We start from the raw sequence: 23,076 nt of genomic DNA, 5'->3' as shown, positions 1-23,076 counted from the left end.
ATCCTTCTGACTGTGAGCAATGACATGAGCACCCAGCCCAAGCCCCTCTCCGAAGTGGAGCACATCAAGGCGAACAGCCGCCTTCTGCGCGGAACGCTGGCGGAGAGCCTGGCGGACCCGGTGACGGGCGCCATCTCCACGCCGGACGCCAGCCTCATCAAGTTCCACGGCAGCTACCAGCAGGATGACCGGGACCTCCGCGAGGAGCGTCGCCAGCAGAAGCTGGAGCCGGACTACAGCTTCATGCTGCGCACCCGGCTGCCCGGGGGCGTCTGCACCGCCGCGCAGTGGCTCGTCATGGACGGGCTGGCGCGTGAGCACGCCAACGGCACCCTGCGCATCACCACGCGGCAGGCCTTCCAACTTCACGGCATCCTCAAGGGCGACCTCAAGCCGACGATTGCGCGCATCAACGCCGCCCTCATCGACACGCTGGCCGCATGCGGCGACGTCAACCGCAACGTGCTGTGCAATCCCAACCCGGTGGACACCCGCGTGCATGAAGTGGTGTACGGCTGGGCGGTGCGCCTGTCCGAGCACCTGCTGCCCAAGACTCGCGCGTACTACGAGCTCTGGTTGGACGAGGAGAAGGTGGCCGGCGGCGAGGAAGAGCCCCTGTACGGCGCCACCTACCTGCCCCGGAAGTTCAAGGCCGCCGTCGCGGTGCCGCCCGAGAACGACGTGGACCTGTTCGCGCAGGACCTGGGCTACATCGCCATCATCGAGGACGGCGTCCTCCAGGGTTTCAACGTCGCGGTGGGCGGCGGCCTGGGCGCGACCCACGGTGACGCCAACACCTTTCCCCGGCTGGCGGATGTGCTGGGCTTCGTGCCTCCCGAACAGATGCTCGCGGTGGCCGAGGAGGTGCTGAAGATTCATCGTGACTACGGAGACCGGGGCAACCGCAAGCGCGCGCGCCTGAAGTACGTCCTGGAGGACCGGGGCGTCGCCTGGTTCACCGAGGAACTGGAGCGCCGCCTCGGCTTCAAGCTGGAGCCCACGCGGCCCTTCACCTTCGAGCACAACGGAGACCGCTTCGGCTGGAGGGAGGGCCACGACGGGCGCTGGCACCTGACGTTGCATCTGGACAGTGGCCGCGTGGCGGACCGGCCCGGCGCGCTCCACCTCACGGGGCTGCGCGAGATTGCCCAGGTGCATGCCGGCGACTTCCGGCTGACCCCCAATCAGAACCTCGTCATCGCGGGAGTGCCCCCGGAGTCCAAGGAGCACATCGACGCGCTCGTCCGGGCCCATGGACTGGAGAGCTTCCGGACCGCCAGTCCGCTGCGGCGCAACGCGCTCGCCTGCGTGGCCCTGCCCACGTGCGCCCTCGCCATGGCCGAGGCGGAGCGCTACCTGCCGACCTTCGTGGAGCGCGTGGAGGGCCGCCTTCAGGCACATGGCCTCCAGGACGCCAACATCCTGCTGCGCATCACCGGCTGCCCCAACGGCTGCGCGCGCCCCTACCTCGCGGAGATTGGCCTCGTGGGCAAGGCCCCCGGTCGCTACAACCTCCACCTGGGCGGGGATGCCCGGGGCCAGCGCCTCAACCGACTGGTCCGGGAGAACATCGACGAGGCGACCATCCTCTCGGTGCTGGAGCCACTGTTCGCGGCGTATGCGAGCGAGCGACAGCAGGGTGAGGGCTTCGGCGACTATCTGGTGCGGGCGGGGCACGTCCCCGCGCCTCCGTCCCGCACACCTCAGGCCGCCTGAGCGACGCGCTCACTCACGCGCCGAACCAGCCACGCTGGCGGGCCTCTTCCAGACGGCCCTCCAGGTACTCCCACAGGGCGGGGCACCCCGCCTGGATGGGGGGCGCGATGCGTGCCACCACCCGCGCGTGACTGACGCCGTTCTCCCGCCAGCTCTGTCCCTCGTTGGAGAGGTTCAGCAACACCGGCATCGCGCGGTCCACCGCGTTCGCGTAGCGGGACTCGGGAGTCTCCGCCTGCTCGAACTCCTTCCAGAGCGCGAGGAACGCAGGGCCCTGGGGCGCGGGCAACAAACCGAAGATGCGCTCCACCGCGGCCAGCTCCGCCGCCTTGCGCTCCTTCCACCCGCCCTCCACGAACGCCAGCGTGTCGCCGGTGTCGATTTCGCCCACGTCATGCACCAGCAGCATCCGGACCACGCGGTCCTGGTCAATCCCAGGCGGAGCATGGTGGGACAGGGAGAGGGCCAGCATGGCCAACTGCCAGCTGTGCTCCGCGGAGTTCTCGTAGCGAGCAAGGCCCAACGGCTTCACCTTGCGCGTGACACCCTTGAGCTTGTCCAGCTCCAGGATGAAGCCGATGACCTGTTGCATTCCGTCGCCGTGAGCCATCCCCGGATTGTTCCCCACCCCCCAGGCCCGCTCAACCCCTGAAGCGCCACCCCGAGGAATCAGGGAATGACCTTCGCGCGGCGGAAGTCATCGAAGAGGCGCAGGAACATCGCCTCGGTGTCGACGAACTCGTGGAAGCCGAAGCGCCGCGCCTTGGTGCCGTCGGCGAACATGTCGTAGTCCCACGAGAAGACGAAGTCACCGAAGCGCCAGGAGGACACGTCCTGGTAGGAGTGGCCCGCCAGCCCGTGCTTCTCCGTCATCGCCTTCCAGAGCGGCGCCTTGTCCGCCATGACGACGTCGAGCGACATCTGCAGCGGAGGCGCGACTTCCAGCCCGAAGTAGCGGGCAATCTTCGGCCACAGCTCGCTCCAGCGGAACAGGTCGCCGTTGTTGATGTTGAACGCCTGGTTCGCGCAGCGCGCATCCGTCGCCGCCCACACCGTCGCCTTCGCGAGCAGCCCCGCGTCGGTCATCTCCAGCAGCGAGTGATACGCACCGGGCTTGCCAGGGAAGCGCAGCGGCAGCCCCAGCTCCTTGGAGATGGACGCATAGACTGCAATCACCAGGGCCAGGTTCATCGGGTTGCCGAGCGCGACGCCGCCCACCACCGATGGACGCAACGCGGTCCACGTCCACGCCTTGCCCTTCTGCCGCTGCTCCAGGAAGCGCTGCTGGTCCACGTTGAACTCGGGCGGCATGTGGTCCGGGTCCGTCTCCCGAGCCGGCGTCTTGAAGGGCCCCAGGTGCGCGCCGTAGACCTTGTAGCCCTGCATGAGACTGACGTGGCGCAGGCCCGCGGCCACCGGCTCGATGGCATCCACGACGTTGACGAGCATCGCCAGGTTGGGCGCGACGAGCTCCGCCCACGTCGGCCGCTCCTGGTACGCGGCGTAGAAGATGTGCGTCACATGGCCCAGGTTCGCCAGCTTCACGCGGCAGTCTTCCGCGTCGAGCAGGTCCACCTGCACGTGCCGCACGCGCTCGGAGGACGGGCCGCCTCGCCGGGACAGGCCGATGACCTCCCAGTCACCCAGCGACTCGAGGTGCTCGATGAGGTTGCGACCGATGACACCCTGCGCGCCCACCACGAGGGCGACCTTGTTGACCGTGCTCATGACACTCCTCCTTGCAGCATTCGTTCGTTGGGAGCGCCGAGGCGGCGCTCGCGGGACTCCAGGCGCAGCGCCAGGAGGACGATGAAGATGGCGGACACCGGCACCAGCGCCGACACCCACGTGACGGCGCCCAGGCCCGGGCCGCGGTCGATGATGACGCCACCGAACCAGGCACCCAGCGCGTTGCCCAGATTGAAGGCTCCGATGTTGAGGCTCGACGCGAGGCTCTGACCGGCCCCTTCGGCCTTCTCCAGCACCCACATCTGAAGCGGCGGCACCGTGGCGAACGCCGCGGCGCCGAAGAGGCCGATGGCGATGACCGTGAGGACGCGGTCATGCAGGACGAACGTCATCCCGAACAGCACCAGCGCCAGCACCGCGAGGCTGCCGAGGATGGACGGCACCAGCCGCCGGTCCGCGAGCTTTCCGCCCACGAGGTTTCCCACCACCAGCCCACCGCCGAAGACGAGCAGGATGGGAGACACCGCCGTCGGTGAGAAGCCGCTGAGCCGCGTCAGGATGGGCGCGATGAAGGTGAACACGGTGAACACCCCGGCGAAGCCGAGCACCGTCGTCAACAGTCCCAGCAACACCGGCCGCCGGCCCAGGGCCCGCAAATCAGCGCGCCAGTCGTTCGCCTCTTGCGACGCCTCGTCACGCGGCACGAACAGCGCAATCACCGCCACGGCGAGCAGGCCAATCAGCGCCACGGCCCAGAACGTCGAGCGCCATCCGAGCGACTGCCCCAGCCACGTGCCCAGCGGCACGCCGAGGATGTTCGCCACCGTCAGGCCGGTGAACATGATGGCGATGGCCGACGCGCGCTTGTCCACCGGCACCAGGCCCGTGGCCACCACGGAGCCCACGCCGAAGAACGTGCCGTGGGAGAGCGCGGTCAACACCCGCGCGGCCATCAGCGTGCCGTAGGTGGGCGCCAGCGCGCAGCCGATGTTGCCCAGCGTGAAGATGACCATCAACCCCAGCAGCACGTGCTTGCGGGACCAGCGCCCCGTCAACACGGTCAGCACCGGGGCGCCGGCCACGACGCCCAGTGCGTAGCCGGAGATGAGCAGGCCCGCCGTGGAGATGGAGACCCCCAGGTCCGTGCCCACCTCCAGCAACAAGCCCATGATGACGAACTCCGTGACGCCGATTCCAAAGGCGCCCGCGGTCAATGCGAACAAGGCCAGCGGCATGATTCGCGGCCCTCCCGTGAAGAAGTTGGATGGGGCCTTGTATGGACGGGGCGAATTCGCTGCGGTAGAGCGACGTGCGGAATAGGACTTGTGAGTTCGGCTCACCATGGCTCGCCTGGACGTCAATCGCTTCGGAGAGATGGAAGTCTTCGTGAAGGTGGTGGAGCTGGGAGGCTTCTCCGCCGCGGCGCGAGCCTTCCGGATGACCCCCTCCGCGGTGAGCAAGCTGGTGGCCCGGCTGGAGCAGCGGTTGGGGGCTCGGCTGGTCAATCGCTCCACGCGCGCGCTCCAGCTCACGCCGGAAGGCTGCGGCTTCTATGAACGCAGCGTGCGAATCCTGGGTGAACTCGACGAGGCGGAGCGCGGTGCCGCCGCGAGCGACGAGCCCAGTGGGCGACTGCGCATCAACACCAACCCGGCCTTCGGGCGCTGCATCCTCATCCCCCTGCTCCCCGGCTTCTTCGCCCGATATCCGTCGGTGACGGTGGACCTCACGCTGACGGACAAGCTCATCGACCTGCTCGATGACCGCACGGATGTGGCCATTCGCCACGGGCAGCTCAAGGACTCCCAGCTCACCGCGCGCAGGCTCGGTGAGACGCGGATGGTCATCGTCGGCTCGCCGGACTACCTGAAGCGCCAGGGCGTGCCGAAGACTCCGGGCGAGTTGGCGTCACACAACCGGCTGGGCTTCAGCTACGCGCGCGCCATCGAGGGCTGGCCCCTGACGGAGTCCTCCTCGCAGCTCTCGCTGTCCCCGGTCGGCAACATCCAGGCGAGCGACGGTGAAGCGCTGCGACAACTGGTGCTGGCCGGAGTGGGTCTGGCACGGCTGGCGCGCTTCCAGGTGAAGGACGACCTGGACGAAGGCCGCCTCGTGGCCGTGCTGGAGGAGTACAACCCCGGCGACACGGAGGTCATCCATGCCCTCTTCCTCAGCCAGGGCGGACACCTGCCCGCGCGCGTGCGCGCCTTCGTGGACCACCTCACCACGCACGTGCGCCTGCCCTGACGGGTGACGACGCGCTCAGCTTCGCGCCAGCGCCTCGGCGAGCCTGGGCAGCACGTCTCCAGCGCTCGCTTCCACGCGAAGGTCCGCCAGCTCCACGCCACGACACTCGCCCAGGTTGAGGATGGCGATGGGCACGTGGCGCTCCGCGGCGCGGACGAGAAAGCGATAGCCGGAGTAGATGGCGAGCGACGAGCCCACCACCAGCAGCGCGTCCCCTTCTTCCAGCAAGGCGAACGCCTCCGTCACCGTGGGCGCGGGCACGTTGTCGCCGAAGAACACCACGTCCGGCTTCAGCGTCCCGCCACAGCGCACGCAAGCGGGCACCTGGAAGGACTGGAGCGCCTCCGACGACAGCTCCGCGTCACCGTCCGGCCGAAGCTCCAGCACCTGGTGGGAGAAGTCCGGGTTGAGCGCCAGCAGTCGCGCCTGCAGGTCGACACGCGCCTCCTGCGCTCCACAGTCCAGACAGCGCACGCGAGCCAGCGCGCCGTGCAACTCGATGACGCGCGAGCTGCCCGCGGCGTGGTGCAACCGGTCCACGTTCTGGGTGATGAGGCCGGGGACATGTCCACCCTGCTCCAGCGCGGCCAGCGCCCGGTGAGCGGGGTTCGGGTGGGCGGAAGCGAAGCGGGGCCAGCCGAGCAGACTCCGGGCCCAGTAGCGGGCCCGCACCTCGGGGCGCTGGAGGAACTCCCGGTGCTGGATGGGATTGCGCGCCCGGGCCCGCGTGCCCGGCCCGCGATAGTCCGGGATGCCTGACTCGGTGCTGCAACCCGCGCCGGTGAGCACCACGGTGCGCCGTCCGCGCAGCAACGAGACCAGGGCGTCCACATCCTGGGCGGCCCCGGGAACGGGCGACGTCTGCGACAGAGGGGTCATGGCGGCCTAGGTATAATGGCCTCCCCGGCGGCTTGCCCAGACTCCCTGTCGGGCCCCCACCGCGACGCCCACCTCGCGGGCCAGGCCGGCGGTCGGGCCTCTGCTCGGCGCCCGTGTTAGAGTGGGCATCAGGGGCCAGTTCCGAGGAAGTACATGTACGCGTTGGTTCTTGTCCTGTTCTTCGCCTCCCAGGCTCCGGCCTCGGCGACCGAGCAGCCCCCTTTCCACGGCGCCCCCGGGCTTCAGGCCGCGTATGAGCAGGCTGACGCGGCCTTGCGGAACGACCAGCCGGAAGAGGCGTTGCGCAACTTCCACCGCTTGCTCGCGGATGCACCCAAGCATCCCGCGACGCACTGGCTCCACGGGCGGCTGCGCCTCAAGCGGGGCCATTTCGCCGAGGCCGAGACGGCGCTGAGTCAGGCCCTCGCGCGCGGCATCGACCCGAGGCATCGCGAGGAGGTCGAAGGTCAGCTCGACGCCGTCCGACGGCACCTGTCGGCCATGGAGGAAGCGCGCCTGGGGATGTCGTCGGAGCACGGCGTGAACGCTCACGACCCGGAGTCGCTCTTCGACGCGGGGATTCGCTCCCTCGAGGCGGGCGAGGTCGAGGGTGCGCTGGCCCATGCACGGCGACTGACGGCGCTCGCGCCCTGGAATGGCGAGGGACATGCGCTGCTCGCCGTGATTCTGGAGACCCGGGGAGACAACGAGGCCGCGCGGGAAGCGGCCCGGCGAGCCCGTGAACTGGGCGCCACCCAGGGACTGCTGCGGGTCGTCGAGGAGCGGTTCGAGGACCGGCGCAGGGGGTGGCTGCTGGTGGGGATTCCCCTCGGGATGGCGCTGTTCCTGGGGTTGGGGCTGCTGCTCTCCTGGCTCGCGGGCCGAGCGTTGTCCTCGGCGCAGATGGGCCGGCTCCAGGCGAGCGACCTGCACCTGCTGCGCGAGGAGCAGACCGCGAGCGAGCGACTGGTGGACCGGATCTACATCGCGGTGCTCTGGTTCTCGTCCCTGCTGTTCTACGTCGCCGGGCCGATGATGGTGGTGCTGACCCTGGCCGTGTTCGGAGGACTGCTCCTCGCCATGGCCATGATGCCCGTCATCCCGGTGAAGCTCCTGTTCATCGTGGTGATTGCCTGCCTCGGTGGAATCATCGGCATCTTCCGGGGCTTGTTCTTCCGCGACGCCCAGCCAGACGAAGGCCGCGCGCTGAAACGCGAGGAGGCCCCGCGCCTCTTCGCCGCGCTGGAGGAAGTGGCGGACGTCGCGAAGTCGCGCAAGGTGGACCGCGTCCTCATCGACGCGGGCACGGGAATCGGCGTGAGCGAGCGAGGAGGACGGCTGAGGGTGCTGCTGGGACGTGGTGAGCGAGTCCTCCAACTGGGGCTGGGCGTCGTGCGACTGCTCACGGTCTCCGAGCTCAAGTCCATCCTCGCGCACGAGTATGGCCACTTCTCCCATGGCGAGACGCGGCTGACTCCCATCATCGGTCGCATCCAGATCCAGATGGTCCGCATGCTCCACGCCATCCAGGCGGCGGGCTGGGCCGCCATCAATCCGGTGTGGTGGTTCCTGCGCACGTACTTCTTCGTCCACCTGCGCATCACCGCCGGGCACGGACGCCGCAGGGAGCTGCTCGCGGACCGGGTGTCCGCGCTCGCCTATGGCGGCGACACCTTCGCTCGCGCGCTGACGAAGGCGGTGGAAGGCAGTGACGCGTTCAAGCGCGGCATGAGCGTGACGGTGGGGCTGCGCGCCACGGGAAGGCCCACGAAGGACCTGTTCCACACCATCGACGTGGTGGCCCGGGACACGCCGCTCGAGTTCCAGGCGTTCATGCATGCGCAGCTCTTCGCGTGCCCCGTGGACGCGTACGACACCCACCCGCCTCCGTCCGAGCGCATCGAACGCGTGGCGGGCTTCCCTGGTCACCGCCCTGTCGAAGACACGTCCGCGCTGACGCTGTTCATCGATGGCGAAGCGCTCACGGCCGAGCTGGGCAGAGAGCTACTTTCGAACCTGGAGAACACGCTGGAGGGTCAGGGCCATGAGGCCGCCCCGCCCGTGGAGGTGACGGACGAGGAGCGGGACCGCCTGGCCGCAGCCCTCACCCTGCACCATGCGGCCGTCGTCCTGGGAGAACACCAGCACCCGGTCGCCTATCCCCTGCTTCAGGAGTCGGTGGGTCGACTCGAGCAGACCGCCGGTGAAAAACACCCGTATCTGGTGCCCCTGCTCACGGACCTGTCGAGGCTCCACGTCGAGCACCAGGCGCTCGACGCCGCGAGGCACGCGCTCCAGCGCGCCATCGACATCGTCCAGTCCCGGCCGGACCACGTGCGGCAAGAGGTGGATGCACTCAACGTGTTGCTGTCGGAGATTCCCCACGACACCAGAGCTGAGTCCCGCACCGCCTGAACCTCCGCAAGGAGCGAGCATCCGTGGTAGACGCCTTCCGCATGCCGAACTGGCAATGGAAGGCGTTCTCGGAGCTGACGTTGGACGAGCTGTATGACGTGCTCGCCCTGCGCCAGGAGGTGTTCATCGTGGAGCAGAAGTCGCTCTACCTGGACGTGGACGGGCTGGACCGGAGCGCCCTCCACCTCCTCGCCTTCAAGGACGCGGGCCCTCAGTCCTTCCTGGCCGCCTATCTGCGCATCCTCCCACCCGACGTGAAGTTCCCCGGCGCATCCAGTCTGGGCCGCGTGGTGACGTCACCCAGGGCGCGAGGGCGTGGACTGGGAAGAGAGCTGACGGCGCGAGGCATCACCCGGCTCGAAGCCCTCTACCCCGACGCGGACATCCGCATCTCCGCGCAGGACTACCTGCGGGCCTTCTACACAAGCCTCGGCTTCGTCGCCGAGGGTGACATCTACGACGAGGACGGCATCCCCCACGTCGAGATGGTCCGCCGCCCCCGACGCTGAGCAACGCCTCGTTCACGCGCGACTGGAGCGCCTCACGCTACGTGTGACAGGCGCCGTGGTTTTCGCGCCCCCTGGAGCTCAAGGGGATGCCGTTGCTGGAGGCTCCGCGTCAGCGACCCGAAAGAGGTGTTCGGTGCCGTCCACTCGCACCGGGCACTCGAAGCCCGCCGGACGCCCGTCGGAGCCCGCGTCCGCCGCGAGACTCGGACCGGACAGAAGGGACAGCGCAAGCACCATCACTGAGCGGACCGTACGGTGAATCGAAGGGAGGGGCATGCGGTGACTCCCAATGTGTCGCTGAAATGTCCCAGACATACACCCCGGGTACAACCGCTCGCCAACCGCGGTCCCTCCACCGCGCGCTGACACGGGCGGACTACAGCTTGCGCAACCGCACGCGCTTCACCTTGTGGTCCGGTCCCTTGAGCAGGATGAGCCGGGCGCGCGAGCGAGTGGGCGCGATGTTCTGCGCCAGGTTGGGGCCATTGATGTCGCCCCACACGGACTCGGCCATCGTCACCGCCTCGTCCTTCGTCAGGTCGGAGAAGCGGCGGAAGTAGCTGCGCTCGTCGCGAAACGCCGTCTGCTGGAGCCGCAGGAAGCGGTCGACATACCAGCGGCGGATGTCCTGCTCGCTCGCATCCACGTAGATGGAGAAGTCGAAGAAGTCCGACAGGAAGGTGTGCGGCACCCGCTGTCCGGTGGCGCCGGACTGGAGCACGTTGAGCCCTTCCAGGATGAGGATGTCGGGCTGGCGGATGACCTTCGCCTCGTCGGGCACCACGTCGTAGACGAGGTGCGAGTAGACCGGCGCCGACACCTCTGGACGTCCCGCCTTCAGCTCCGCGAGCAGGCGCACCAGCGCGCGCCGGTCATAGCTCTCCGGAAAGCCCTTGCGCTTCATCAGCCCACGCTCGGTGAGGACGCGGTTGGGAAAGAGGAAGCCGTCCGTGGTGACCAACTCCACGCGAGGATGGTCCGGCCACCGGCCAAGCAGGGCCTGGAGGATGCGGGCCGTGGTGCTCTTGCCCACCGCCACGCTGCCGGCGATGGCAATGATGAACGGCACCTTGCTGGTGGAGCCCCCCAGGAACGCCTGCTGCTCCATCCACAGCCGCTGGGCCGCGGCCACCTGGAGATTGAGCAGCCGGGACAGGGGCAGGTAGACGTCGGAGACCTCCTCCAGGTCCAGGTGCTCACCCAGCCCCCGCAGACCGTCCAGGTCCTCCGTCGTGAGCGTCAGCGGCGTGGACGCGCGCAGCGCCCGCCAGGCTTCGCGCTCCAGCTCGACGAACATGGACACCGAGGGCGCAGCGGGTGCGGACATTGCGAGTCTCTCCTGCGGGTGCTGGATATCGCGCCTACCACAGCGGGGCAGGCCGCGCGCGGACTCAGGTGCCCGAGGCAGGGTCCCAGCCGTAGAAACGCTTCAGCTCTTCATACAAATCCGGCGTCTTCTCGCGCATCCGCGTGGGGCGCTCGAAGAAGTTCTCGGTCGCCACCGCGAAGAACTCCGCCTCGTTGACGGCGCCGTAGTCATCCAACACCTGGCGCTCCCGGGGGCGTCCCTCCTGGAGCCCATGGTAGTGCTCGCTCATCACCGAGGCCCAGGTCCGGTAGTGCGAATAGCTGCGCAGCTTCGGCGTCCCGTCGAAGGCCCCATCCGCCCGGTCCAGGACGTGGGCGAACTCGTGCGTGGCGGTGTCGTGGCCGTCGTCCGGATTGCGCAGGCCCCCGAGCACCGCGGCCCAGGAGAGGATGACGGAGCCCCAGTTCTTGGCCTCGCCCAGCACCACACCGGTGCGGTCTGGCAGCAGGAAGGCATCGGGGTAGACGATGACTTCGCGCAGCCGGTCGTAATAGGCCAGGTCCAGGTGCACCACGAGCTGCACGGCGGTGGCGGACACGACGACGCGAATCTCGTCGGTGATTTCCAGTCCCCCGGCCCCGATGAACTCCTTCTCCCAGGCGAAGACCTTCAGCTTGGCGAGGAAGTCGTCGCGCAGCGCGGGAGACAGCGTGGCGAAGAAGGGCACTCGCGCGTCGAGGTAGCCGAGCCAGTCGGGAGGAAAGGGCCGACGCATGAGACGTCGGCGCCGCAGCTGACGAAAAATACCGGTCATCGGGTCGGCGCCCCGGGGGTCCCAGGGCTTCCTGGGGTCAGGCATAGCAAATGTTTCGCGGAAGTTCCTTGCCCACAGTCCGTGGCCCCACGAGGCACGGGGGGCGGTAGGGTGGGCCCCTATGGGTCCAGGCCGGCGGCCCCGATGCAGTCACGGGACGTGCGACGAGTCATGAGCAGACGTGTGGTGAAGTGGTGCGCGGCGCTGGGAATCGCCCTGTTGTCGGGGCAGGCGGACGCGCAGGGTCCGGGGCAGGTGGTGGACGAGGTCGTGGTGCGCGGCCCCGAGAAGACGCTGCCGGAGACGGTGCGCTCCTTTTCGCGCATCGACACCGGCGACGAAATCACCTTCGAGGAGCTGGACAAGGTGGAGCGGCGGCTGGTCGCCACCGGCCTGTTCCAGGAGGTGAAGGTGAGCCTGGAGCCCACGGCCCCCAACCGTGTGCGCCTCATCCTGGAGGTGGAGGACAAGGCGTCCTGGGTGGTGGCACCCACGTTCGCGCTGTCCTCGGACAACATCGGCGGCGGCCTGCTGTACGCGGAGAACAACCTCTGGGGCCGGGCCAAGAAGTTCGCGACGGCCGCGCAGGTGAGCACGGCGGAGAGCGGCATCTTCGCCGGCTACCTGGACCCGAACCTCTTTGGGTTGCCGCAGCTGCGGTTCAGCCTGGAGGGCCAGCTTCGCAGCGACCGCATGGACGAGTACCAGCCAGGAGCGGGCCAGGAGGACCCGGTCGTCGTTCGGCGCACGCGGCTCAACTCGGCGTCCATCTCGAGCGAGCTGGGGGTGATGCTCTTCGAGCGCGTGCGCGCCGCCGTGAAGTACCGGCTGATGAGCATCGACGCGAAGTCCCCGGACCCGGAGAAGGAGGTCACCACGCCCGCGTTCTCCATCGGACCCTCGCAGCGAGATACCTCCCTGCGCCTGATGGTGGGGATCGACACCCGGCAGAACCTCCACGCGGTGATGGAGGGCCTCAACCTGGAGGCCTCCTACGAGGTGTCCAACCCCGGCGTGTGGAGCGACTTCCGCTACCGGCGCTTCGGGTTGTTGTACCGCCATGGCCTGCGCCTGTTCGAAGAGCACAACCTGGTGCTGCGCGGTGAAGCCGCCGCGGGCGTGGACCTGCCCTTCCACCAGGAACTGGTGATGGGAGGCAACGGCCTGCGGGGCTTCGTCCACCGTCAGTTCCGAGGCGACACCCGGCTGTCCTTCACCGCCGAGTATCACTTCCCCCTCTTCACCATCCGCTCCCTGTCCTTCCGGGGCGTGGGCTTCTCCGACACGGGGCTGATGGCGTGGAGGGAGCTGCCCTCGGACGGCGAGCTGCGGGACGTGAATGGGCGAGTGGTGCGCGGCTACCTGCCCGACAGCCAGAGCGGACTGAAGGGCGCCACCCTGGCGCAGGGCCTGGGCGCGGGGTTGCGGCTCTATCTGCGCAACCTCGTGCTGCCCCTGGTGGGAGTGGACGCCGCCTACGGAGTCAACTCCGGGGAGTTCCGCTTCTATCTGGTGGCGGGGGTGAGTCCGACCTGAAGCAGACTGTCAGCCGGGCCGGCGGCGTGGCGTCAGGTGCGACGCGTCCGCTGGCCTCTCTCCGAAGCCTCAGATGTAGTCGGCGGAAGTCTCCCCTTCTCTTGTGAGTGCTCGCCATGTCCCAGGAACGCTTCACGACGAGCCGCGAGGTGTATCACCGCATCCGGTGGGACCCTCGCCTGGAGGCTCGCGAGTTCGTCATCGGCTACGACGCGCACGGCGAGGCCCTGGAGGAGATGCCCTTCGAGGCCTTCGTCCCAGACGGTGAGATTCCGTGGCACCGCGTCTGGTACTTCAAGCGTGGCCGCGAGGTGATGTGGGACCGCAAGGAACGCATCGACCGGCTGAGTCACACCGCGTCCCCTACCGAGGAGCCCGCGCCCGCACCGCGTCGCGCGAGCGCGGCTCCTGGCTTCACACCCCTCCCCTCCTATCGCTACGACACGCGCGCGGAGGAATGGAGGAAGGTGTCGCCCTCCCCGAACGAGGTGGCAGCGACACCGGACGTGCTCACCGTCGTCACGTTCAACGTCCTCTTCGACTTGTATGACGCGGAGAAGCTGGAGACCGAACGCAGGACTCCGGCGACGATGAACCTGTTGCGCGAGACGGATGCGGACGTCATCGCCCTCCAGGAAGTCACCACCTCCTTCCTGCAGGCCCTGCTCGATGAGCCGTGGGTACGTGAGCACTACTGGGTGTCGGACGGCCCGGAGGCGAACACGGTGGAGACCTATGGCCAGGTGCTCCTGTCGCGCGTGCCTTTCGCCTCGGTGTGGCAGCGCGTCTTCTCCCGGGACAAGCGCATCATCGCCGGCGAGCTGCGGGTGGCGGGCACTTCGCTGTGGGTCGCCACGCCTCACCTCACGAGCAACCGGGATGCGTCAGGCGCCGCCGCGCGAGGCGTGCAAGTCCAGGCGCTCGTCGACTGGGCTCGTGAGCTGACGGCATCGGCTGAAGGCGGTGCACCGGACATCGTGCTGGCCGGTGACTTCAACTTCGGAGAAGGAGAGCAGGAGGCGGACACCTTCACACGGGCGGGCTTCGTGGATGCGTGGCCCACCTTGCGGCCCTCGGAGACCGGGGAGACCTACAACCCCCTGCTCAATCCGCTGGCCGCGCTCACCACCGTCTCCGGTCGACTCCAACGACCGGACCGCGTGCTGGTGAAGTCTCCATCGGGTCGACTCGTTCCGGAGGCCGTTGGCCTCTTCGGCGAGGCCCCGCTGGCCGGGCCTCCGACTCCTTTGGGAGACGCGCTCTTCGCCTCCGACCACTTCGGAGTCCGCTGTGTCCTGGCGCGTGAGGTTTCCTCGCGGCCCAGCACCCTCCCGGGAGCGGAGCGACGGGTCCATCACACGGCCGTGGTGCTCATTCCACCCGAGGCCGCGTGGCCGCCCATCCAGGCCTTGCGCAAGAAGCACGACGCGAAGTTCGAGCGGTGGATGCCACACGTCACGCTGCTCTACCCCTTCCTCCCGGAAGAGGACTTCGACACCGCCGAGGCGGTGCTCGCGGAGACGCTCCGAGACATCGAGCCCTTCGACGTGACGCTCTCCTCTTTCGCCCACTTCGAGCACCGGGCCAATGCGACGGCCTGGCTCCGGCCAGACACCCAGCCCGAAGACGCGCTGGCGGCTCTGCACGCGAAGCTCGTGGCGGCCGTGCCCGAGTGCGCGCCCCCAACCCACGGATTCACACCGCACCTCTCCGTGGGACAGCTTCCACGCACGGGGGACGTGGAACTCGAACGGACGATCTCCTCGTGGGCCCGAGGCTGGCGTCCGGTGAGCTTCCGCGTGAACGAGGTCTGCATCATCCGTCGCAAGGGCGACACCCCGTTCGAAGTCGTGCGGCGAATTCCCCTGGGAGCATCCGCCCCGTCCCGGAAACCAGGGCCGGCGGAGTCGCAGGCGGCGGCCGGGCAGGAAGACACCCCGCTGCGCGCGGTGCTCGCGACCCTGTGCGCCCAAGCGACCGATGCGTCACGTGCGTCCAGACTCCAGGCGGTGAAAGGCCTCAAGGAGCTCTGCGAACGCGTGGGCACCACGCTGCATCCCTATGGCTCATCGCTGCTCGGCACGGATGGACCGGACAGCGACGTGGACGCGGTGGCCATTGGCCCCGCCACCCTCTCCCGTGAGGATTTCGCGCATGCACTGCTTCGAGAGCTGGAGAAGCAGCCGCCCTCCGCATCGGGCTCCGCGCGATTCGTGGCCGATGCCGCCATTCCCCTGGTGAAGCTGTCACTGGGAGGCGTGAGCTTCGAGGTGTCCTACGCCAGCCGTCCCGAAGGCGTGGCTCCTTGCGAGCCCTCGACGCTGCTGTCGCTCCATGGAGAGGAGCTGGATGTTGCGGGACTCCGCTCCGTCCTGGGACTCGCGGACATGCAAGGCGTGCTGGAAACACTGGGCGAGGACGAAGGACAGCGCGAGCGCTTCCGGACCCTGCTTCGCGCGGTGAAGACGTGGGCCAAGGCCCGGGGCGTCTACTCGCATGCGCTCGGCTATCTCGGCGGGCTGTCGTGGACGGTGCTCGCGACGTGGGCCTTCACGAGGGCGGCGCCGGGCACGGTGAAGACCGACGCGGAGCTGCTCGCCCACTTCTTCGGGACCTTCGCCACCTGGCCCTGGCCACAGCCCGTGGCCCTCACGCCGGAGCTGGCGCGCTATCGTCCGGATGGCAAGCGAGACCTGCTGCCCGTCATCGCCCCGGCCGCACCCGCGCGGAATACGGCGCGCAATGTGTCGCGCTCCACGTTCCGCGTCCTCCGCGATGAGTGGATGCGCGCTCGAGCGCTCGTGGCGGAAGCCCGCGCGGCGGGTACGACTCTCGCGTGGGAGGCGTTGTTCCAACCTGTCGACACCGCCCAGGACCTGCCCACGCGGCTGCGCCTGTCCGTCGAAGCACGCTCCGTGGAGGACCACGAAGTCGCCGTGGGCTGGGTCCTCGGCCATCTCACGGCCCTGGTGTACCGGCTGGAGGGAGACCGGCGGCTCTCCGTACGCCCGCTTCAGGCCACACCCGCGAAGGGCTCTTTCGTCATCGGCCTGAGCACCCGGGATGCGCAAGATGCGGGCGCGCTGGCCTGGAAGGCGGGCAGCCCGCTGGTCGAGGCCGTGGAGTCCTTCCGCGCATCCTTCCTGGAGTGGGCGCACCGTCCCGAAGGCACCGTGCTCCAGGTGGAGTTTCTACGGGGAAACAACAGGGGCGGATTGGACTCACAGGCCTCGTAACGCGTTGCACCAGCCGCGACCTCATGTCACGAATTGGAAAGGCCAGACCTTTCCATGAGAGCAACGACCAGGCTCCGCGCCTCCTTTTCCAGGAGGCTGTATGAGCAAGCGTTGGAGTGGTGTGACGGCCACCGTGGTGGCCTCACTGGTCCTGCTGGCGTGCGGCGGCATCGCGACGGAAGCCGACGACTCGGCGGTCGCAAAGCTCGAGCAGCAGTCCGCCGAGGCGGGCCTTGGCCACCAGTGCGGCGATCGCGAATGCGATGGGAACGAGCGCGTCACCTGTCCTTCGGACTGCCCGGCCTCTTGCGGCAATGGCATCTGTGAAGTGGGCGAGAATCAATCGACGTGTCCCACCGACTGTGGATATTCGCCGTACTGTGGCGATGGTGTCTGCGGCGCGGGCGAGAACTGCCCGGTGGACTGCGGCCCCGTGTGTCTCACGCCCAAGGCAATCACCCCTCCGCCCCAGGATGAAAACTTCATCCACGTGTGCGGCGACGGCTATTGCGAAGTGTCTGAGTACAGCAACTGCCCCAGGGACTGCTGCTCCTAGCGCGGACCAGTCGGGGCACCCGCCCGGCACCTCCCCCGCCACGTCCTGCGAACAACTCCCGGAGTGAGTTAGACTTCACATCAGGTCATCTTCTCCGGGGGGTCCTGTCTTGGCGGAAACCTATCGTGTCGCGAAGCTTCCCATCCGACTTCGCGGCTTCGTGGAGCCAGACACAAACGCGCAGTTCGAGGGCTACGTCGAGCCAGGCACCTACTTCGTCCTGGACGAGCGCCTCGGTTTTCCGACGCCCGACACGGACTACGTGCGCCTGGAAGTCCCGACGTTGGGCGCGCTGGACACCTGGATTTGCGTGCGTTGGCGGACCCAGCGCTACGCGACCGTCGTCCAGCAGGAGAAGCCGCCTCCGGCCGTAAGGCTGCCTTTCGACGACGAGCCACTGGCCGTGGCCGAGGACCGGCTCGTCGCGCTCCTCGGCGGGCTGCGCGACTACCGCTACGACCCGGACAAGGCCTACTACCCGTGGACGCTGCCAGGCATTCGCGTCCCCCTGGGGCCTCCCCGGTTCAACAACTGCTGCACCTTCGTGGAGGCCCTCACCGTGAAGGCCTTCGCCGATGCGCACGGCGCGGCCTTCGCCTGGGACTCCCGCCGTCACCGACAGATGATGATTGCCTCCGCGGAGGATAACTTTTCCCCCGTCACCTCCGCCGTCGAGAGCGGCATGGCCATCCCGCCTCCGTCAGCGGACGTGCCACCCCACCCGTGGACACTCATCCAGGGCTGGCGAAACCAGTGGCGCTCCGGCCACACGCTCCTCGTCGTGGACCACCACCCCGCGACGGACAAGGTCCTGGTCCTCGAGTCCAACTGCGCCTTCGGGCTCGACGGCGTCGGCTACCGGGGCATCGGCAACCTGCGGGACAAGGGCATCCAGCCGCCCGCGGCGTGGTGGAAGCTGCCGGACGTGTGGACGTGGCGCCAGCTCTGCTCGACCTACCTGTTCAAGCAACAGGCCTGGCTCAAGGTCAAGAACCGCTCCCTGTCGCGGCTGTCACCCACCGACCCCTGAGGCCCACGGCGCGGCGCGTGGCCCGTGCCTCACGACACGGCCACGAACCGCCTGCGTCGCAGGTCCAGCATCCACGCCTCCAGCGCGTCCACCGCCGCCTGGGAGGGCTCCTCCGGCAACACGGAAGCCTCCAGGGCGGCATCGAGCACTTCGAAGGAGCGGGCCACGTCGGCGCGCCACTTCGCGCTGAGCGATTCGGGCAGTTCGGACTTCTCCCCGCGTCGCTTCTGCTCCACCAGTTCGTGCGCCTCCGCGAAGCCGTGGGAATCCAGCAGCTCGGTGACATCCGTCTCCACCTCGCCGGTGCGCAGCGCGTGCGTCCCGGTGAGCGTGGTGCGCAACACGTAGAGGAGCTTCTTCGCGGAGCGAAAGCCGCTCTTCTCCCACTCCCGGAGCTGACCGTAGGCGAAGCCCCGGTAGTGCCGGTGCACCCGACGCGACAACACGCCGCGCACCAGCGGCTGAAGGGCCTCCAGCTCCGGGGAGACCCGCACGGGAATGGCCCCCAGCAGGCGCTCCAGGTAGTTGCCATTGCCCTGCAAGAGTCCCTGGAGCACGGGCTGGAGTTCGTTGGACGAGTAGTCCACCTCCACTCCGTCCACCACCTGGAGCCGCTCGGCGTTGAGCTGCCGGGGTTGCAGGCCCAGCAAAAGCGCCGTGGGCGCGATGTGGATGGACTTCAGGTCCAAATCACTGTCCGGCGAGGGAAAGCCATACGCATGCGCACCCGACAAGGACACCACCAGGTGCTCTCGCTTCGCGGACTCCTCGTCGAGCACGCCGTCCGCCACCTTCCGCTCGTGCTCCGTCATGGCGCCCTTCATTCCGAATCCCTCCACTCCGTCTCCGGGGCCTCGGGCGCCTCGCGCCCCAGCGGTCCCGGTGTCTTCAACACCCAGCGTCGCGCCACCTCGGCCCCCACGCGTCGCAACAGTCGGTCCGCGCGCGCGTAGTCGGGATGCTCCGGCAGTCGACTCTCCCGTCGCGCCGCCTCCAGCTCCGGCGCCATCGCCTCCGCGTCCCGCAGCACGTCATCGAGCGGCACGCTCCCCGCCTTGATGTCCAGCAGCCGTGCCTTCAGTGCGCCCGTCGCCTCGAAGACGGGCTCGCCATGGCGCAGCCAGCCCGTGGCCGTGGAGATCAACCGCAGCAGGTTGTACGCGTTCTTCGGCCGCAGCTCCCGCGCGGAGGGAGGACGCTGCCCCCCACCCCGGGCATAGGCCGTGAGCGCCGCGAAGTCGTTCGCCGTCAACAACCCCTGGTCCCACAGCGAGCGGTAGAGCTGCTTCACGTACGTCTTCGCCGCCAGCAGCGCGTCCTGCTGCGTGGGCGCTTCACGCGGAGACACCTCGGACAGGCGCCGCGCCACCTCGTCCAGGTTCGGCGCGGGCTCCTCGCACAGCCACTCCAGCAACAGGTCCCGGTGCTCGGCCAGCCGCTGGCTGCGCGTGAGCTTGTCCAGCTGACTCATGGCGTAGCGCCCGAAGCTGCCGAAGATGGCCTGCGAGGCGAACGCCTCACGCTCCGCGAGGAACCACTCGCCCAGTTCGTCCAGCGCCCGGGCTCCCGGCACGAACAGCGTCTCCAGCGTGTTCGGGTCCGCCCGCAGCGCCTGCTCCACCGTCTTGCGCGTCTCCCAGTAGGTGCTGCTGCCATCGGCGCTCACCAGGTCCATGGGCGCTTCGACCAGGCCGAAGGTCCACGAGAGCGGCAGCGCGAAGACGCCACGCACGTCCACGTCGGACTGGGCGTTCGCCAGTCCCCACGCATGGCTGCCCACGCGCGTCTCCAGCACCACGCAGGGCACCAGGGACTGCCACGCCGCCTCGCGACGCCGCGCGAACTGGACCTGCCCCGGACGACGAGGCACCAGCTCCTCACGCGTGAACCAGACCTCGCCCACGCCGACAATCTGGATGTCGAGCCCGCCATCCCGGGCGCGCACCACGCGCCCCACCACACCCTGCGGAATGCGGCGCCCGCCCGAGGCCAGGCGCTCCACGCGCGTCGTCACCTCGGTGCCGTGCGGCAAGGGCACCGACAGCCGGTCCACCTGCTCCAGCCCCCGGATGCGAGAAGTCCCCGAGTGGGGAGGGTCCGTTGGAGAGTCGCTCATCGTTCACCTCGAAGTGGAAGTCGCGGTCGGCCAGGGACGGCGCGAAGCCCGAGGGGCTGACCACCCCGTCGGCTCAGCTCCGGGGCACCGTCGTCCCGATGCTCTCACGCAGCCGGGACAGCAGCCTGCGAGCCGTCTCCAGCTCCGCCCGGCAGCGGTCCAGGCGCTCCGCCATGTCGGCGACCTCGCCCGCGTCCGCGCGCAATTCGATGTCCCGGCACTGCGCCTCCAGCCCCGAGGCGCCGAACCACGCCGCGTTGGACTTGAGGGTGTGCGCCGCGCGGCTGACATCATCCAGCAGCCCATGCCGCAACGCCGTGTACGCGTCTTCGAGCAGGGCCGGCATGCTGAGCAGCGCGGTGTCGATGAGCTCCGGGAGGATGTTCCCCGCCTGGGTGCCCAGCTCCCGCCACAACCGCGCCAGCGCGGCGGGCTGCAGGCCGGGAATGCGCGCCGCCACCGGCACGATGTCCTCGTCGAGCGGCGCGTCCACGAGCGCGCCACGCTCGGGTCTGGAGCGCGTGCCGCCCTGCGGCCGCGGCGTCTGACAGCGCACCAGCGCGGCGGTCAGCGCCTCCACGCGGATGGGCTTGGCAAGGAAGTCATCCATCCCCGCCTCGAAACACTGCTCGCGGTCGGAGTCCATCGCGTTGGCCGTCATCGCGATGACCCATGGCTGCACGTTGGGCGGCAGCTCCTGACGCAGCCGACGCGTGGCCTCCAGCCCATCCATCTCCGGCATCTGCAGGTCCATGAGCACCACGTCGAAGCGCTGACGCATGGCCCACTGGAGCGCCTCGCGACCATTGGACGCGGCCTGCACCGGATAGCCCAGTCGATCCAACATCAGGCTGGCCAGCCGCTGATTGGTGGGGTTGTCCTCCGCCAACAGGATGCGCAGGGGCACGCGGTCTCCCGGACGGTCCCTGGGGATGGGCGCCCCCGTGGCGGCGGACTCCGCGCGAGCCCGGGCCACGTCCTGGGAGAAGCAGGACATCAACGTGTCATGGAGCTGGGAGGCTTTCATCGGGCGGGACAGCACCCCTGTGAAGAGGCCCGGCGGCGGCACCGCGCGACGACCGGGCGAAGTGAGCAGCAACAAAGGCAGCGCCCGCAGGTCCTCGCGCTCACGGATGCGCGCGGCGAGCGAAGGCCCGTCCAACCCCGGCATCTGATGGTCGATGAGCACGACGTCGAAGCCCGCGCCTGGCTGGAGCTTCGCGAGCGCCTCCATCCCCGAGCCCGCCTCCACCGGCACCGCGCCCCAGGTCTGGAGCTGCCGTCCGAGGAGCCGCCGGTTGATGGCGTTGTCGTCGACGATGAGCACGCGCCGGCCTTGCAACAGCGGCTGGTCCGCGCGCAGGTACCCGGCGGTCGTCTGCGGCGCGGCCTGCACGGTGAGGGAGAAATGGAACGTGGCGCCCTTGCCCGGCACGCCCTCGCTCTCCACCCAGATGCGTCCCCCCATCGCCTCCACCAGGCGCTTGGAGATGGCGAGCCCCAGGCCCGTGCCACCGAACTTGCGCGTCACCGAGACGTCCAGCTGATTGAAGGGCTGGAAGAGTCCCTTCTGCTTCTCCTCGGTGATGCCGGGCCCCGTGTCCTGCACTGAGAAGGTGAGCTCCCACGGAGAGTCCGGAGCTTCCTTGCGGCGCGCGCCATCCACGGAGACGACGGCGCCTCCGGACTCGGTGAACTTGAGCGCGTTGCCCACGAGGTTGAGCAGCACCTGACGCAGCCGCGAGGCATCGCCCATCACCACCTGCGGCACCTGCGGCGAGATATCCGCGCCCAGGTCCAACCCCTTCTCGCTGGCGCGCACCGCGAGCAGGTCCAGCACCGACTCCACGCACTGCCGCAGGTCGAAGGGGTGCGGGTCCGTCTCGAAGCGGCCCGCTTCAATCTTGGAGAAGTCCAGCACGTCGTTGAGCAGCGTGAGCAACGCCTCGCTGCTCTGACGGATGGTGGAGATGAACTCCCGCTGCTCCACCGTCAGGTGCGTGTCCAGCATCAGCCCCGTCATGCCGATGATAGCGTTCATCGGCGTGCGAATCTCGTGGCTCATCGTCGCCAGGAACAGGCTCTTGGCCTGGTTGGCGGACTCGGCTGCCTGGCGCGCGCGCTGGAGGTCGGTGATGTCGTGGTAGATGGCGATGAAGCCCAACTGCCGTCCGCCCACCGACACCGGCAGCGCGAGCAACTCCACGTCGACGATGGTGTGGTCCTTGCGCAGCCGCCGGGTGACGGAGTGCACGCGGCCTCGCTGCGTGACATCGCGCTGCGCCTTCTTCGCGTCGGGGAGGACGGTCTCCTCCGTGGCAACGAGGTCGAAGATGTGTTTGCCCAGCGCCTCCTGCGGCGTGTACCCGAAGAGGCGCTCGGCGGCGGGGTTCCACGAGAGCACGATGAACTGGCGGGTGATGGTGACGATGGCCACCGGGCTGTTGCGCACCACCGCCTCGAAGAACTCCTTCTGCTGGCGGATGGACGCTTCCACCTCCAGGCTTCCGCGCATGTCCTGGAGCTGGAGCACCCAGCCGAGCGGGGCGCCTTGCGCGTCCACCTGGGTCAGCGTCTGCACGCGCAGGTAGTACGCGGGCCCCGTGCCACCCGGACGCTGCCCGGCGAGCTCCGTCTCATGGGGCGTGTCCGGCGAGCCTCGCGTGTCCGGGGGACGCCAGCCCGACAACAGCCGCGTCACCGCCATGCCCACCAGCTCCGCGCGGGGGCCGAAGATGCGCTCCGCCGCGCGGTTGACCTCCTGGATGAGGTGCGTGGCGTCGAGCACGAGCACCGCGTCGCGCGCGTGCTCGAAGACGGTGGAATGTGCTCTGGACGCCAGGTCGGTCACCGTTCCCCCTCCCGTCGCGAGTGTAGGTCAGCTCGGTCCCCCGTCACTATTTAGGGGCGCTCGAACAGATGATGGACCCCACCATTCCCAAAAAGAGGGCTCGTTGGGAGCCTCTCCCCGTGGGCCTGGGTCCTCTCCGGGTTGAACCCGGCTGGTGACCGCGCACTCGCCAG

Annotated in this window: 17 protein-coding genes; 8 read left to right on the top strand and 9 right to left on the bottom strand. The window is 68.8% G+C overall.

Annotated features, from left to right (window positions below):
* The first annotated feature begins 24 nt into the window (after window positions 1-24).
* Window positions 25-1,716 (top strand): assimilatory sulfite reductase (NADPH) hemoprotein subunit, encoded by a 1,692-nt coding sequence (cysI, locus tag HUA76_RS19265; protein WP_174461724.1) that lies wholly within the window; start codon window positions 25-27, stop codon window positions 1,714-1,716.
* Between the two features lie 13 nt (window positions 1,717-1,729).
* Here the strand turns inward: cysI and HUA76_RS19260 are convergent, their stop codons facing one another.
* The 3 genes from HUA76_RS19260 to HUA76_RS19250 are packed head-to-tail and all read right to left on the bottom strand — an operon-like array spanning window position 1,730 to window position 4,640.
* Window positions 1,730-2,326, bottom strand: coding sequence for an HD family hydrolase (locus tag HUA76_RS19260; RefSeq protein ID WP_217439887.1), 597 nt, complete (start codon window positions 2,324-2,326; stop codon window positions 1,730-1,732).
* 59 nt (window positions 2,327-2,385) lie between these two features.
* Window positions 2,386-3,444 carry an SDR family oxidoreductase gene (locus HUA76_RS19255; RefSeq protein WP_141644621.1) on the bottom strand — a complete coding sequence of 353 codons (1,059 nt, stop codon included), beginning with the start codon at window positions 3,442-3,444 and terminating at the stop codon, window positions 2,386-2,388.
* Window positions 3,441-4,640, bottom strand: coding sequence for an MFS transporter (locus HUA76_RS19250; protein WP_174458402.1), 1,200 nt, complete (start codon window positions 4,638-4,640; stop codon window positions 3,441-3,443). The genes HUA76_RS19255 and HUA76_RS19250 overlap by 4 nt, the downstream gene beginning before the upstream one ends.
* Before the next feature lie 106 nt (window positions 4,641-4,746).
* Here HUA76_RS19250 and HUA76_RS19245 point away from each other — a divergent pair, with 106 nt between their 5' ends.
* Window positions 4,747-5,652, top strand: coding sequence for a LysR family transcriptional regulator (locus HUA76_RS19245; RefSeq protein WP_174461723.1), 906 nt, complete (start codon window positions 4,747-4,749; stop codon window positions 5,650-5,652).
* Between the two features lie 15 nt (window positions 5,653-5,667).
* Here the strand turns inward: HUA76_RS19245 and HUA76_RS19240 are convergent, their stop codons facing one another.
* Complete coding sequence (locus tag HUA76_RS19240) at window positions 5,668-6,531, bottom strand: NAD-dependent protein deacetylase (RefSeq protein WP_141644618.1); 864 nt, start codon at window positions 6,529-6,531, stop codon at window positions 5,668-5,670.
* A 153-nt stretch (window positions 6,532-6,684) separates the two neighbouring features.
* Here HUA76_RS19240 and HUA76_RS19235 point away from each other — a divergent pair, with 153 nt between their 5' ends.
* On the top strand, window positions 6,685-8,946 hold the full coding sequence (locus tag HUA76_RS19235; RefSeq protein ID WP_174461722.1) for a tetratricopeptide repeat protein: 2,262 nt from the start codon (window positions 6,685-6,687) through the stop codon (window positions 8,944-8,946).
* 41 nt (window positions 8,947-8,987) lie between these two features.
* Complete coding sequence (locus tag HUA76_RS19230; RefSeq protein WP_174461998.1) at window positions 8,988-9,455, top strand: GNAT family N-acetyltransferase; 468 nt, start codon at window positions 8,988-8,990, stop codon at window positions 9,453-9,455.
* Window positions 9,456-9,831: 376 nt separating this feature from the next.
* Here HUA76_RS19230 and coaA read toward each other — a convergent pair whose 3' ends face one another.
* Window positions 9,832-10,782 (bottom strand): type I pantothenate kinase, encoded by a 951-nt coding sequence (gene coaA / locus HUA76_RS19225; protein WP_141644616.1) that lies wholly within the window; start codon window positions 10,780-10,782, stop codon window positions 9,832-9,834.
* A gap of 64 nt (window positions 10,783-10,846) precedes the next feature.
* On the bottom strand, window positions 10,847-11,578 hold the full coding sequence (locus tag HUA76_RS19220; RefSeq protein ID WP_141644615.1) for a M90 family metallopeptidase: 732 nt from the start codon (window positions 11,576-11,578) through the stop codon (window positions 10,847-10,849).
* Between the two features lie 171 nt (window positions 11,579-11,749).
* On the opposite strand from HUA76_RS19220, the gene HUA76_RS19215 reads away from it, so the two are divergent.
* From HUA76_RS19215 to HUA76_RS19200, 4 genes are all read left to right on the top strand, one after another.
* Window positions 11,750-13,114: a BamA/TamA family outer membrane protein gene (locus HUA76_RS19215; RefSeq protein ID WP_141644614.1), complete on the top strand. Its 1,365-nt coding sequence runs from the start codon at window positions 11,750-11,752 to the stop codon at window positions 13,112-13,114.
* Between the two features lie 116 nt (window positions 13,115-13,230).
* Window positions 13,231-16,350 carry a poly(A) polymerase gene (locus HUA76_RS19210; RefSeq protein WP_174461720.1) on the top strand — a complete coding sequence of 1,040 codons (3,120 nt, stop codon included), beginning with the start codon at window positions 13,231-13,233 and terminating at the stop codon, window positions 16,348-16,350.
* A 100-nt stretch (window positions 16,351-16,450) separates the two neighbouring features.
* Window positions 16,451-16,906, top strand: a complete 456-nt coding sequence (locus HUA76_RS19205; protein ID WP_174458407.1) for a hypothetical protein — start codon at window positions 16,451-16,453, stop codon at window positions 16,904-16,906.
* Between the two features lie 160 nt (window positions 16,907-17,066).
* Window positions 17,067-17,936, top strand: coding sequence for a hypothetical protein (locus tag HUA76_RS19200; protein ID WP_371823499.1), 870 nt, complete (start codon window positions 17,067-17,069; stop codon window positions 17,934-17,936).
* Between the two features lie 29 nt (window positions 17,937-17,965).
* Here HUA76_RS19200 and HUA76_RS19195 read toward each other — a convergent pair whose 3' ends face one another.
* The 3 genes from HUA76_RS19195 to HUA76_RS19185 all read right to left on the bottom strand — a co-directional run bounded on the left by HUA76_RS19195 (window position 17,966) and on the right by HUA76_RS19185 (window position 22,903).
* Entirely contained in the window at window positions 17,966-18,760 is a 795-nt protein-coding gene (locus tag HUA76_RS19195) for a DNA polymerase beta superfamily protein (protein WP_174461718.1), read from the bottom strand.
* The gene (locus HUA76_RS19190) at window positions 18,757-20,052 is read right to left on the bottom strand and encodes a DNA polymerase beta superfamily protein (protein WP_174461717.1); all 1,296 of its coding nucleotides are present in this window, start codon (window positions 20,050-20,052) and stop codon (window positions 18,757-18,759) included. Before HUA76_RS19190 ends, HUA76_RS19195 begins: the two co-directional genes overlap by 4 nt.
* Window positions 20,053-20,125: 73 nt before the next feature.
* Complete coding sequence (locus HUA76_RS19185; RefSeq protein ID WP_174461716.1) at window positions 20,126-22,903, bottom strand: response regulator; 2,778 nt, start codon at window positions 22,901-22,903, stop codon at window positions 20,126-20,128.
* Window positions 22,904-23,076: the final 173 nt, after the last annotated feature.

This window comes from Myxococcus sp. CA056 (assembly GCF_013336715.1).
In the GTDB taxonomy this organism is placed as follows: domain Bacteria; phylum Myxococcota; class Myxococcia; order Myxococcales; family Myxococcaceae; genus Myxococcus; species Myxococcus llanfairpwllgwyngyllgogerychwyrndrobwllllantysiliogogogochensis.
This window is presented reverse-complemented; position numbering and strand designations above follow the sequence as displayed.